Here is a 13,463-nt window from a genome sequence, read left to right on the forward strand (position 1 = left end):
GAGTTGTTTTATTTTAATACAAAATTACAATTATTTGCGAATTAAAAGAGAGTATTAGTTATTATTACTATTTTTAAAACAGATAAGAAGTATTTGTATGAAAATATTAAAAAAAATAGGTTGGATTGCGCTTGTAGTTTTACTAGTAATTCAATTTATCCCCACAAAAAAAAATAATGGAGAGTTTTCATCTCTAGATGTTTTTTTAAACGAAACAAATCCCTCAGTTAAAGTACAAACAATTTTAAAAAATGCTTGCTTCGATTGTCATAGTAATGTAACTGAATATCCTTGGTATCATGCAATAGCACCAGTTAATTTCTGGATAAACCATCATGTAGAAGAAGGTAAAGAACATTTAAATTTTTCAAAATGGGCAACTTATTCTTCAAGAAAAAAAGAACATAAAATGGAAGAGCTTTGGGAAGAAGTAGAGGAAAAACACATGCCTTTAGATTCTTATACATGGACTCATAGTGATGCTCGATTAAGTGAGGATGATATCAATTTAGTTGTGACATGGGCAAAAGAGATAGAGAAGGAGTATAAATACCAACAACAACGATAATTGAATACTACTGTTTTATTTATAGGTTATGTTTGGGTTGAACCAAATTCTTCTGCTGCTGGAAGTAGAATGATGCAATTAATAGAATTGTTTTTAAGCGAAAATTATAATGTAACTTTTGCTAGTCCGGCACAAAAAGGAGAAAATGCAGTACAACTAATTGAATATGGAGTTGAAGAAATTGTAATTGAGTTAAATTCATCTTCGTTCGATTCCTTTATTAAAGACTTAAATCCTCAAATTGTTGTTTTCGATCGATTTATGATGGAAGAACAGTTCGGTTGGAGAGTAGCTAAATGTTGTCCTAATGCAGTTCGTATTTTAGATACAGAAGATTTACATTTTTTAAGAAAAGTAAGATATGAGCAATTAAAAAAAGGAGAAGAATTTTCAAATCAAGCGTTATTACAATCAGATGAAACAAAAAGAGAAATAGCCTCTATTTTGAGATGTGATTTAAGTCTGATTATTTCTTCTTATGAAATGAAATTATTAAAAGAAGTATTTAAAATAGACGATAGTATTTTATTATATCTACCTTTTCTTTTAGATACAATTGAAGAAACAGATCAAGAGAACTGGTTACCTTTCGAAGAAAGAGAAGATTTTGTATTTGTTGGTAATTTTTTTCACAAACCAAATGTAGATGCTGTTTTAGAACTAAAAAGAATGTGGAGAAGTATTCGAGACCAATTACCCAAAGTAAATATTCATATTTATGGAGCTTATGTTAGTCAGCAAATTCAGCAATTACACAAACCAGATCAAGGATTTTTATTACATGGTTATACTCCCGATGCTATTGAAAAAGTAAGTAAAGCCAGAATAGTTTTGGCTCCTTTAAGATTCGGAGCAGGAATTAAAGGGAAGTTAACAGAAGCTATGGTGTGTGGAACACCAAGTGTAACAACTTCAATAGGAGCAGAAGGAATGCGTGATGAGTTTCCCTGGAATGGTTTTGTTGAAGACGATTTAAACGTGTTTTCCGATTTAGCTGTTAAACTTTACTCAGAAAAAAAAATTTGGCTTCAAGCTCAAAATAATGGGATAAAAATTATTAATTCCATTTATGATAAAAATGTTTTGAGTCGTGTTTTTTTACAGAAAATATCTCAACTTGTAGAGGATTTAAATTCTCATCGAACATCAAATTTCCTTGGAAGTTTACTACAACACCAAACTTTACAAGCAACAAAATATATGAGTAAATGGATAGAAGAGAAGAACAAAAAATAATTGAAAATTAATCAATAAAATTTCTTAGTTTTAATAGCCAAACGATATAAAATGCTAAGAAAAATTATTATCCTCCTTTTTTGTTACTGTAATTTTTATGCTCAACAAAATACTGTAGTAGATGAAGTTGTAGATTCATATGTGAATCATTTTAAATATTCAAAAGAAAATTTTTATTTCCATTTTAATAAATCTACATATTTTCCTGGCGAAGAAATTTGGTTTAAAGTTTTTGTGGTAGATAATAAAAATCTAAAGTTATTTCATCAAACGAAAACAGCTAAATTGTACTTTAATGATAATAAAGGAAATTTTCTAGGTAAACTTACACTTAAATTTAATGAAGGTTCTGCCAGCGGAGTTTTTAAAATACCTTCAGATTTTAATGACTGTATTATTCATTATAGAATTATAACAAATTGGTCTAAAAATTTTAAAGAAGAAGTGAAAAAAAAGAATTTTATTAAAATAAAAGGATGCGAAGTAAAAAGATTTACTAAGGACGTACAAAAGGTAAAATTCTATAACAATACAAAAAGTTTACTTTCAAATGTTGTAAATGCTGTAGAAGTAAAGCTACCTAAAAAAGATATAGGTATAAAAGAGGCAATATTAAAAGATGATTTAGGGGATGATATTTTTTTTGTGAAATTTAATGATCGTGGATTAGGGAAGTTTTATTTAAAACCTGAACATGATAGAAGATATTATTTAGAATATATAAATTCAGAAGGAAAAAAAGTAGAAGAATTACCAAATCATACCAAGGAAGGAATTACATTAAACTTAGTAGATAAAGGGGAGGAAATTTACTTAAGTTCAAGTATAAGTAAAAACTACTTAAATGAAAAAGATGTTGTTTTTTATTTAATTCATCGTAATGGGAAAATTGCTGAAGGAGCACGTTTAAATTATAAAAACAATAAGAGTTATAGATATATAGATAAATCTACTTTACTGAATGGAATTAATACTATTTCTCTATTTAAAAATAAAGAACTCATTGCAGAGCAAACTTTTTTTAATGCACACAAATTACATGATTTAGAAAAAGAAATTACACAAACAGTAAGAAGAATTAATAAAGATTCCGTAGAGTTTTCTATCTATAAACATACTAAAGATTCTGTAATTGATATGTCTATATCTATTTTGCCAAAAGAGAATGAAGATATATCCCAATTAGATTTATTTCAAAAATTTTATAACGTTACTTTTTTAGATAATGAGCAATTAGATTCTAAGAAATTTCTAAACCGTTTTCAAAAAGCTAAAGATTTATTTCCTATTAAAACAAGTAAAATCTATAACTGGGATTCTATTTTAAAACAAAAGAAAAAAGAGGTAAGTCATTTTTTTGAATCAGGAATAACAGTAAAAGGAAAACTTAGTGGAGAAAAATCTGCTCATTTAAAAGTAAATTATATTACAAAGAAAGAAATTGGTTATGTAGAAACAAATGCTAAAGGTTTTTTTGAAATTAAAAATTTAGAGGTTCATAAAGATGAGATTATAAAAATTCAGCCAGTATTACCATCAAAGAAAGATGTTGTGTTTTGTGATCATATAATAATTGATAAAGATGAGTTTTATTATCCGAATGTAAATTCAAAGAACAGTTCTGCTGTTGTAGAAAGTATTGTGAATCCTTTTTTTAATGATGATAGCAATCTTTTAGATGAAATTGAAATAAAAGGGAAAATTAAAAAAGAAAAAAAAGAGAAATTTATTAACCCTATTGATAATTCAACTTTTGTGAAAACTTTTGCTGTTTCTGGAGAAAATGTAAATCGATATAGAACTGTTTTAGAATATTTAATAGCGCAATCTGGTTTAATAATAGATAACAAAAATGGATATGTACAAATAAAGTCAGAACGAACAGCCAGACAAACAATAATTTCTGGGACTATAAACGGAGGTAATATAAGTACGAGTATGAATGTTTATGTAAATACTCAAAAGTTGAGAGAACAAGATTTTGAAATGCTCAAGGAAATTACCATGGAACAAGTAAAAAGTATTCGTGTAAATAAATCAGGGATTAATTCTGGAGGAACAGATCCTTTTGGATATGTAAGAATCTATTTAAATAAAAAAGCGGTTTATAAAAAGCAAAAATCAAGTGATAAGAAAAGAAATAAAAACTTATTTGAATTTAAGATTTCTTATGGATATGAACCTCAAAAGAAGTTTAAAAAACCAGAATATATTTATCAAGAAGGCGATAGTGAATATTTAAAATATGCGATACTACATTGGGAACCTCATGTAAAACTTTCTACGACTAAAAGTTGGACTAATTTTAAAGCTGCTATTCCCGAAGGAGTTACCGATTTAATTTTATCGATAAAAGGAATTACAAGTTCTGGAAATTTAATAGACATAAAAAGAGAGTTAATTTTAAAAAACTAACTCTCGTATAAATATTATTCTGTTGGTGGTTTATAATCTAAAGGAAGTGCGTTAGCAAACAATTCGTAAGACCAATAGCCTTCAACTAAACGATTGTTTTGATCTGCAATTTGCCCGATTGGTAATATTTCTTCATTGTTTTTAAATAATAAGAAATGAGATACTTGTACTCCAAGTCTTTTTTTAACATCTTTCTTGTAGTTGAATTCTTCTTTTTCATTCTGATAAGTTACTTTTAAAAATCCATCGAATTTTAAAAAAACTTTTCCTTCTACTCTATAGCTTACATCATTATATGTAACATTTCGTTTATGAGGAACATCTATAATTTTAGGGTATTTTAATTCTTTTTGATGAATAACAATTGCGCTATCTAATTTCGATTGTGGTTTTAGAATAATTTTATTAAAGTTAATCGCAATACCTTTTTGATCTTGAATATTAAAAATTCGTCTAGAAAAATTTAATTCATTATCCGTTGGGTGTAATTCGTTTCTTTTACGATTCATAATATCAATTTTAAAACCTTCTTCTTTTGTACTTGCCGTAATAAAGGTTTTTAAGAAATGACGTAAAGAACCATTGTAAGCTTTAAGTCTGTTTTTTTTCCACTTCTTTTGCTTTCGATTATTCCCTTCTAATTCTTCATATTTAGAGTATCCGAAGTAACTAATAATTCGATCTTTAATTTGAAATTTTTCTAGATTATAAGAAATTTTATAACCTAAGTCTCTATTGAGAATAATAATAGGTTCTTTAGCCTCTACACTAAAAGTATTTGTAGCTTCATCAAAGTAATATTTTAAGGCTTTTTTATTATCTATTTTACATTTTTCAGCAAAGTCTGTACGTCCTAAAAAAGCTTCACGAAACACTAAAAAATCTTCATATTTAGGTTTCTTAGACTTTATCTTTTTTTTTCCTCCAATAACAACTTCATTTAAAACATTGTCAGCTTCTTCTAGCGTAAAATTTAAATCATCTAAAGGTGTGTTTTTATCAATTTCTACTTCACGTTCTACAGTTTTATACCCTAAATAGGAAGCAACAAGTTTATATTTTCCTTCAGGAACACTTAATTTATATTCTCCATTAGCATCTGTAATGGTAGCAATAGTTGTACTGTTAAAAAACACTGCAGCACCTTCTAAAGGTTGATTGGATTTTGAGGTAACTTTTCCTTTTACATAAATCTGACCAAAAGCAATGGATAGAAAAAAGGACAAAGCAATTGTTAGTTTTAGTTTCATTTTTTAGTTTGGATATGTGATTTAATTAATTTGAAGCTATTTTGGGTTCTTCAGGAGGTTGATAGTTTAAAGGAAGTGCTACTGCAAATTTTTCATAAGACCAATAACCTTCAACAAGGTGATTTGTTGGATCGGCTAATTGTCCGATAGGTAATATTTCTTGCGGAGTATTAAGTAAAATAAATTTAGAAACTTGTTTTCCCGACCAAGTTTTATAATCGTTTTTATATTCAAATTCTTCTTTTTCGTTATTGTAAGTCACTTTTAAAAGACCATTAAACGCCATAAAAGCTTTACCACTTAATCGATAAGTAACATCACTGTATCTAATATCTTTTCGAATAATAGTATCTCTAATTTTTTTATACTTTAATTCTCTTCTATGGATTAAAATAGCACTATCTATTCTAGTTTCAGGAACGACTATCGTTTTTGCGTAATCCACAGGAATATCATATCGATTTAAATCTCTAAATAATTTTTTAGAGAATCGTAATTCTTTTTCAGTAGGATAGTTGATGTTAGGAATTCTAATCATTAAATCCATGTCAAATCCTTCTTCTTTTGTGTTTACACGAATTAACGATCTTAGAAAATGCATTATTGAGCCTTTGTAAGCTATTAATCGATTTCTCTTCCATCGTTTTTGTTTTCTTTTACTTCCTTCTAATTCTTCATATCTAGAATAACCAACATAACCAATAACAAGAGCTTTTTGTTCGTATTTAATAAGGTCGTAATGTACTTTATAACCTAAATCTTTATTAATAACAACAATTGGTTCTTTAGCAGTAACAATAAAATGATCTGTTTGAGGAACGTAATAATAACTTAAAGTTTCTCTGTTTACAATTTTGCATCTATTGGCAAAAGTAGATCGTCCTAAAAAACCTTCTCGGAATTTTTGAAAATCAGAATATCTCGATCTTGTAGATTCTATAAGTTTTAATTTGTTTTCTCCATCTGTTGAATTGATGACTACTTCATTTAAAGTATTGTCTTGTTCTTCTAAATGGAACTCTAAAGTTTGTTCAATGTTTTTATTTTCAATTACTATTTCTTTTCGAATTGTTTTGTGTCCCAAATAAGAAACAATTAGTGTATGTTTTCCTTCTTCAATATAAAGTTTAAATTTTCCTTTCCAATCGGTGAAAGTAGCAATAGTAGTATTGTTTAGATATACGGCAGCACCTTCTAAAGGAGTATTGTTTTTAGATAATACAGTTCCTCTGATATTTACCTGACCATATGAAATAAGCGTAACTAGAAATAATAAGAAGATTAATTTCGTTTTCATAATTCATTTTTCACCAAATAAATATAATAAAAAATGATGAAAATAGAGAACTATGTTTTTGTTAAATAGCCTATTAAAACTATTTTTTTGAAGGTTGATAATTTAAAGGAAGCATATTAGCAAAAGATTCAAAACTCCAATAACCTTCATTAAAAACAGCGTTAGGATTAATCATAATTCCTATTTTATCAATCTCCGATTTTCCTTGTAGTAAAACTAAATGAGAAGTTTGAACATCGCTTTGTTTTCTTTTCTTACCAAATATTCCTTGAACATAATTTTCTTCTTCAGGTTCTTTGGTGTAAATGATCATTAAATAATCAGTAAAATCTAAAAAAGGAGTAGTTTTTTGAAAAGAAATCATTTCGTTTACAGGAACATCTCTCTTGTATAAATAATCACGGTATTTTGGTAACCGAGCTTTGTTGGCTATTACAATAGCGCTATCTAAAGTAGTTTTTGGTTCTTCTATTTTTCTAGAATAATTAATACGATTACCATGCAGTTTTAAATATTTTCTAGCAAATCGAATTTTTTCTTCGGAAGGTCTTTCTTTGTTGGCAACTCTTCTGAACTTATTAATAACAAAACCATCTTCTTTTAATTCTTTATTTAATAAACTTCTTAGAAAATGCATTCGAGAACCATTATAAGCTATATTTCTGTTTTTCTTCCATTTTTTTCGGATAGATTTTCTTAGGTTTTTATATTGAGCATAACCACTAAAGAATAACGTTTTGCTTCCAAGTTCAAAATTAATTAAATCATATTCAATCAAATAACCTAGTCCGTTGTGTTTTATTTTTAAGGGCTTTCTAGCAGTTGCAGATAAAGTATTTGTTTTATAATTAAAATCGAAGAATAGATCTTTTTCATTTAAAATTTTACAGGTTGAAGCCAGTTTAGTTTTCCCAAGAAAAGCTTGTTTAAACCGAGCTAAATTATATTTCCATTCATCATCGTATACTATTTTTTTGATTTCAACTTCATCTAAAAACTCATTATCCTCTTCTAAAGAAATAGTAATTTCAATCTTCTTTTGATTTATGGTATTTATTGATTTTTGATAAGTTTTATAACCTAAAAAAGAAACGACAAGCGTATAATTTCCTTCTTTAAAATTTAATTCAAAGGCTCCTTTTTCGTCAGTAATAGTTCCAATAGTAGTATTGTTTAAATAAACAGAAGCACCTTCTAAAGGAATATTTTTAGATGTAATAATACCATTGATATTAGTCTGAGAAAAACTATACAAAACAATAAAGAAGGAGAAAAAAGTAAATTTCAGATTCATTTAGAACAATTTATAAGATTTATAAAAATAAAAAAATCCCTTTCTTAGAAAGAGATTTTTAGATATGATTAACATTTTAAACTTAAAAGCAATAATTTTTTAAAGAAGAAATTATCGATTAACTAAAAGTAATGATTTCTCCATCTTTAGGAATGAAAGTTTTTTGTAAAAGCCCTTTTTGAGTTAAAATCGATTTAAGTTTAACTCTTGTTGTAGGACAATGATTAACAGCTTCCATATGATTTGCTATGACTTTATGAGGAGCATTTTTAATAAATTTTACAATATCATCTATAGTCATCAGTAAAGGTTTAAAAATATCAAATTGAGCAGAACCAGCGGCTACAATACTAATTTCCGGATTGTATTTTTTTAGTACAGTATCAACATCATCAGTGTAAATCGTATCTGAACTAATGTAAATACTAGGCTTTTTAGGTAGTTTAATAAAAAAACCCATCACATTACCAGCAGGTTTGGCTACAAAACCATAACCATGTTTCGCAGGAATTCCTTCAATAGTTCCTCCTAAAAAAGGTGATTTCTTCCAATAATTAATTGTTTGAATTACATTCAAGCCTTTTTTACGAAACGTTTTTTCATCTAACACACTACAAATTACAGGTATGTTTCTTTCAGTAAGAAACTTTTCAGCTGCGCTATCAATATGATCGGGGTGATTGTGAGTGATCAAACAATGAGTAACTTTTTTAAGTGTTGATTTACAGTTTTCAGGTAAAGGAACAGTTGGGTTTTTCTTCATTTTAAATCTAAAGAAAGAAAAAGGAGGTAGTGTTCCTACTTTACCAAGCATTGGATCTACTAAAATTACTTTATCGTCAGCTTCAATAATTAAAGATGCATTTCTTAAATGTTGAATTTTCATTGATATTACTTTTTTAGACAAAGGAATAACCAATGGAACTGAATTGCATTGATTCAAATCAAGAAATACGTTTTCGTATTCTGCTTAGTGTTTCTGGTGTAATATTTAAATAGGAAGCAATATGATATTGAGGAATTTTTTCTAACCAATTAGGTTTGTAAATAAACAACTCTTGGTACAACTCTTCTGGGGTTTTAGTAATTCTATTGAATTCTAATAGTTCTTTTTGTTTTAAAAGTTTTTGAAATGAAAGTTCAATAAATGATTTACCACATTCATATCTTTGTAAAAGTTCTCGAAATTGTTGTTTTTCAATAGATAATATCTCAAGATCAGAAATTGCTTCTTGATTTTTATTTGTTTTTAAATCTTTGCTGAAAGAGAATAAATCAGAAATGAACTGAGGTTTGGTATAAAAGTTAATGTTAGTTTCTTTATCTGCTGTTGCGTAAAGTTCACGAACAGTTCCACAATTTAAGAAACGTAACTCTCTTTCTAAATGATTTGCTTTTAAAATAGCTGTTCCCTTTTTTATAGTTTTCAATTGGAATAATGATAAAAGTTCATCAATTCCATGTTGATTTAAAGGATATTCTGTTTCAAAAAAAGTAACTATTTTTTCGTGCATTTTTTAACAAATAAAAGAACTACGAAAAATCGTAGTTCTTAGTATTATTTTTTAGTTTAAAAGTCCAGCTCTTTTTAATAAAGCTTCAGGTTTTGGTTCTTGACCTCTAAAACGTTTGTATAGTTCCATTGGTTTTTCTGTTCCTCCTTTGGAAAGAACATGATCTTTGAATTTAGTAGCGATTTCTTTATTAAAAATACCTTCTTCTTTAAAGTATTCAAAAGCATCTGCATCTAAAACTTCAGCCCATTTGTACGAATAATATCCAGCAGAATATCCTCCTTGAAAAATATGAGAAAAAGCCGTGCTCATACAATTTTCATTAACATCAGGGTATAGTTTGGTGTTTTCAAAAGCTTTTAATTCAAAATCTTTTACGGAAGAAATGTTTTCGGTATTTCCAGAATGCCAGCTCATGTCTAATAATCCAAAACTTAATTGACGTAAAGTTTGCATTCCTTCATGAAAAGCAGCAGATTCTTTAATTTTCAGAACAAATTCCATAGGAATTGTTTCTCCAGTTTCGTAATGTTTTGCAAATAACTCTAAAGCTTCTTTTTCGTAACACCAGTTTTCTAAAACTTGACTTGGTAATTCTACAAAATCCCAAGAAACAGAAGTTCCTGATAAGCTTTTATATGTAGTATTCGCTAACATTCCATGTAAAGCATGACCAAATTCATGAAATAAAGTTGTAACCTCGTTAAAAGTTAATAAAGAAGGTTTGGTTTCAGTAGGTTTTGTGAAATTACAAACAATAGAAACTTGAGGTCTATCATTTAAATCATTTTTAATTTGCTGTGATTTGTAAGATGTCATCCAAGCTCCATTTCTTTTTCCAGGTCTCGGATGGAAATCTGCATAAAAATGAGAAATAAAATCACCTTTCGAATTGGTAACTTTATAGGTTTTTACATCTTCGTGATATTTATCGATAGTATTAATTTCTTCAAAATTTAAATCAAATAATCGATTAGAAATTTCAAAAACACCGTTAATTACATTTTCTAATTTAAAATAAGGTTTTAAAGCTTCTTGATCTAAATCGAAAAGTTCTTTCTTTAATTTTTCTGAATAATAAGAACCATCCCATTTTTCTAAACGATCAATGTTATCTAATTTCTTAGCATAATTCTCTAAGTTTTTAAATTCACGTTCAGCAGCAGGTTTCGCTTTTTCTAGTAAGTCATTTAAAAAAGACAATACTTTTTCAGGAGATTCAGCCATACGTTCTTCTAAAACAAAATGTGCATGAGAATCATAACCTAATAAATGTGCTCTTTTATGGCGAAGTTCAACAATTTCTAAAACAATTTTTTCATTATTGTTTTTATTGTCTTGAAATCCTTTTTTACCCATAGCAATAGAAAGTTTTTTTCTAAGTTCTCTATTGTCTGCATATGTCATAAAAGGAATATAACTAGGATAATCTAATGTAAATAGCCATCCTTCTTTCTCTTTTTGTTGTGCCATTAATTTAGCAGCTTCTTTGGCTCCATCAGGAAGGCCTGCTAAATCTTTTTCGTCTGTAATTAGCATTTCGAAAGCATTCGTGTCTGCTAGTACATTTTCTCCAAATTGTAGCGAAAGTTTAGATAATTCAGTATCTAGTTTTCGTAAGTCATTTTTCTGCTCATCATTTAAATTAGCTCCATTTCTAGAAAAACCTTTGTATTGTTTTTCTAATAACATACTTTGTTCTGGACTAAGTGTTAATGTGTCTTTTTGATCGTAAACAGTTTTTACTCTTTTGAATAAATCGGCGTTTAAAATCATGTCATTTTTAAATTCACTTAACCAAGGAGAAATTTCTTTTGCAATTTGTTGAATTTCCTCATTAGTTTCAGCAGAGTTTAAATTGAAAAATATAGAAGTGATACGATCTAATTTTTCTCCTGTATTATCTAAAGCAACAATAGTATTCTCAAAAGTTGGGGTATAAGTTGCATTGGCAATTGCATTAATTTCTTCTTTGGCAATCTCTATAGCTTCTTTTAAAGCTAATTTATAGTGTTCCTCTTTTATCGATTGAAAAGGAGGAGTATCAAATTCTTGTAATAATGGATTTTTAGTCATTTCAATTTAGTTTTTAAAACTTAAAAACCTCACAAATAAACAATCTGTGAGGTTTTATGTTTTCATAGTACTAAGATACTTATTTTTTTACTCGTTCAGAAGCCTTTTCAACTTTTAGTTTTAAGCCTTCTTTGTAAGCGATTATTTTATCTAAAACACATTTATCTGATGCTCCTATAATTTGTGCAGCTAAAATTCCTGCATTTTTTGCTCCATCTAAAGCAACTGTTGCAACAGGAACACCTCCAGGCATTTGTAAAATTGACAAAACAGAATCCCATCCATCAATTGAGTTTCTACTTTTTACAGGAACTCCAATAACAGGTAATGGACTCATACTTGCTACCATTCCAGGTAAGTGAGCTGCTCCACCAGCACCAGCAATAATTACTTGTACTCCTCTTTTGTGAGCATTTGTAGCGTAATCGAATAGTTTTTCTGGAGTTCTGTGAGCTGAAACAATATCCACCTCTATTTGAATATCCATACTTTCTAATACATCAATTGCATCTTGCATGATTGGAAGATCCGAATCACTTCCCATTATAATTCCTACCATAATTTTATGTTGTTGTTCAAGTTCTTTTAGAACTTTTAAAGTTTTGTTTACTAATTTTTATTTTGAAATAACTCGTACAGTTTCTTTTACTTTTTGAGCTACTTCTCTAGCTTTATTTACATCTTGATTTACAATAGTAACATGGCCCATTTTACGGAAAGGTTTTGTCGTTTTTTTACCGTATATATGAGGGGTTACTCCATCAATATTCATTATTTCTTGAATATTTTCATAAATAACTTCACCAGTATGACCTTCAGCTCCAACTAAGTTTACCATAATTCCAGCTAATTTACTATCGGTATTTCCTAGAGGGAAATCTAGAATACTACGCAAATGTTGTTCAAATTGATTGGTATAACTTGCTTCAATACTATAATGACCAGAATTATGAGTTCTTGGAGCAACTTCATTTACTAAAATTTCATCATCTTGTGTTTGAAACATTTCAACAGCTAACAAACCAACAAAATCAAAAGCATCAGCTACTTTTAAAGCTACTTCTCTAGCTTTTTTAGCAACAGTTTCATCAATTCTTGCTGGGCAGATCACATATTCTACTTGGTTTGCTTCTGGGTGAAATTCCATTTCAACTACAGGATAGGTTACCAAATCACCTTTCGGGTTTCTGGCAACTATAACCGCTAATTCATTTTTAAAAGGAATCATTTGTTCAGCGATACATTCACCTTCAGGTAGTGTTTCTAAATCACTATAGTTTTTAACTACTTTTACTCCATTTCCATCATAACCAAATCGGGCAGATTTCCAAACAAAAGGAAATTTCACCAATCCATTTTCATAAGAATGTTTTAACTCGTCAACAAAAGCATAATGATTAAAATCAGCAGTAGGAATTTGATTTTCCTTATAAAACTTTTTTTGCTGCGCTTTGTTTTGAATAATTCTTAAGTTACTTGGTTTAGGATATATAGGTAATCCTTCACTCTCTAATTTATCTAAGGCATCGATATTTACATTTTCAATTTCTATAGTAAGTAAGTCTACTTTTTTACCGAAATTATAAACAGTATCAAAATCTAGTAAATCACCTTGATGAAATTCGTTACATATTTGTGCGCAAGGAGCATCTGCAGATTTATCTAAGATAACAGTATGAATATCTAATTTTTGAGTTTCAGATAATAACATTCTACCTAACTGTCCGCCTCCTAATACACCTAATTTAAAGTGAGAAGAAAAATAGTTTTGCACGATTATTTTTTTGTGTTGTTGCCACAAAAATACTAATCT

Annotated in this window: 11 protein-coding genes; 3 read left to right on the top strand and 8 right to left on the bottom strand. The window is 28.3% G+C overall.

Features of this window, described 5'->3' with window-relative positions; all coding sequences use genetic code 11:
* Nucleotides 1–97 precede the first annotated feature (97 nt).
* From AC2TEO_RS14015 to AC2TEO_RS14025, 3 genes are read left to right on the top strand one after another with little or no spacing between them, the layout of a single operon-like run.
* On the top strand, nt 98–568 hold the full coding sequence (locus AC2TEO_RS14015) for a heme-binding domain-containing protein (RefSeq protein ID WP_442265431.1): 471 nt from the start codon (nt 98–100) through the stop codon (nt 566–568).
* Nucleotides 569–1,804: a glycosyltransferase gene (locus AC2TEO_RS14020; RefSeq protein WP_442265432.1), complete on the top strand. Its 1,236-nt coding sequence runs from the start codon at nt 569–571 to the stop codon at nt 1,802–1,804.
* Nucleotides 1,805–1,855: 51 nt separating this feature from the next.
* Nucleotides 1,856–4,219 carry a hypothetical protein gene (locus AC2TEO_RS14025; RefSeq protein ID WP_442265433.1) on the top strand — a complete coding sequence of 788 codons (2,364 nt, stop codon included), beginning with the start codon at nt 1,856–1,858 and terminating at the stop codon, nt 4,217–4,219.
* 14 nt (nt 4,220–4,233) lie between these two features.
* On the opposite strand, the gene AC2TEO_RS14030 is transcribed toward AC2TEO_RS14025, so the two are convergent.
* From AC2TEO_RS14030 to AC2TEO_RS14065, 8 genes are all read right to left on the bottom strand, one after another.
* Nucleotides 4,234–5,469 carry a carboxypeptidase-like regulatory domain-containing protein gene (locus tag AC2TEO_RS14030; protein WP_442265434.1) on the bottom strand — a complete coding sequence of 412 codons (1,236 nt, stop codon included), beginning with the start codon at nt 5,467–5,469 and terminating at the stop codon, nt 4,234–4,236.
* Nucleotides 5,470–5,494: 25 nt separating this feature from the next.
* On the bottom strand, nt 5,495–6,766 hold the full coding sequence (locus tag AC2TEO_RS14035; protein ID WP_442265435.1) for a carboxypeptidase-like regulatory domain-containing protein: 1,272 nt from the start codon (nt 6,764–6,766) through the stop codon (nt 5,495–5,497).
* A gap of 79 nt (nt 6,767–6,845) precedes the next feature.
* Complete coding sequence (locus AC2TEO_RS14040) at nt 6,846–8,060, bottom strand: carboxypeptidase-like regulatory domain-containing protein (RefSeq protein WP_442265436.1); 1,215 nt, start codon at nt 8,058–8,060, stop codon at nt 6,846–6,848.
* A 118-nt stretch (nt 8,061–8,178) separates the two neighbouring features.
* Nucleotides 8,179–8,946 carry an MBL fold metallo-hydrolase gene (locus AC2TEO_RS14045; RefSeq protein WP_442265437.1) on the bottom strand — a complete coding sequence of 256 codons (768 nt, stop codon included), beginning with the start codon at nt 8,944–8,946 and terminating at the stop codon, nt 8,179–8,181.
* 58 nt (nt 8,947–9,004) lie between these two features.
* A complete protein-coding gene (locus AC2TEO_RS14050) occupies nt 9,005–9,574 on the bottom strand; it encodes a Crp/Fnr family transcriptional regulator (protein ID WP_442265438.1) in 570 nt (189 codons plus the stop codon).
* A 51-nt stretch (nt 9,575–9,625) separates the two neighbouring features.
* Nucleotides 9,626–11,650: a M3 family metallopeptidase gene (locus tag AC2TEO_RS14055; RefSeq protein WP_442265439.1), complete on the bottom strand. Its 2,025-nt coding sequence runs from the start codon at nt 11,648–11,650 to the stop codon at nt 9,626–9,628.
* A gap of 79 nt (nt 11,651–11,729) precedes the next feature.
* Nucleotides 11,730–12,209: a 5-(carboxyamino)imidazole ribonucleotide mutase gene (purE, locus tag AC2TEO_RS14060; protein WP_299617229.1), complete on the bottom strand. Its 480-nt coding sequence runs from the start codon at nt 12,207–12,209 to the stop codon at nt 11,730–11,732.
* A gap of 57 nt (nt 12,210–12,266) precedes the next feature.
* Nucleotides 12,267–13,424 (bottom strand): 5-(carboxyamino)imidazole ribonucleotide synthase, encoded by a 1,158-nt coding sequence (locus AC2TEO_RS14065; protein WP_442265440.1) that lies wholly within the window; start codon nt 13,422–13,424, stop codon nt 12,267–12,269.
* Nucleotides 13,425–13,463: the final 39 nt, after the last annotated feature.

This window comes from Tenacibaculum aquaeponti (genome assembly GCF_057221555.1).

Bases quoted from the DNA above. Each gene is read 5' to 3' on its own strand.
- AC2TEO_RS14030 (WP_442265434.1), bottom strand. From the start codon at position 5,469: ATGAAACTAAAACTAACAATTGCTTTGTCCTTTTTTCTATCCATTGCT.
- purE (WP_299617229.1), bottom strand. From the start codon at position 12,209: ATGGTAGGAATTATAATGGGAAGTGATTCGGATCTTCCAATCATGCAA.
- AC2TEO_RS14040 (WP_442265436.1), bottom strand. From the start codon at position 8,060: ATGAATCTGAAATTTACTTTTTTCTCCTTCTTTATTGTTTTGTATAGT.
- AC2TEO_RS14045 (WP_442265437.1), bottom strand. From the start codon at position 8,946: ATGAAAATTCAACATTTAAGAAATGCATCTTTAATTATTGAAGCTGAC.
- AC2TEO_RS14050 (WP_442265438.1), bottom strand. From the start codon at position 9,574: ATGCACGAAAAAATAGTTACTTTTTTTGAAACAGAATATCCTTTAAAT.
- AC2TEO_RS14055 (WP_442265439.1), bottom strand. From the start codon at position 11,650: ATGACTAAAAATCCATTATTACAAGAATTTGATACTCCTCCTTTTCAA.
- AC2TEO_RS14015 (WP_442265431.1), top strand. From the start codon at position 98: ATGAAAATATTAAAAAAAATAGGTTGGATTGCGCTTGTAGTTTTACTA.
- AC2TEO_RS14035 (WP_442265435.1), bottom strand. From the start codon at position 6,766: ATGAAAACGAAATTAATCTTCTTATTATTTCTAGTTACGCTTATTTCA.
- AC2TEO_RS14025 (WP_442265433.1), top strand. From the start codon at position 1,856: ATGCTAAGAAAAATTATTATCCTCCTTTTTTGTTACTGTAATTTTTAT.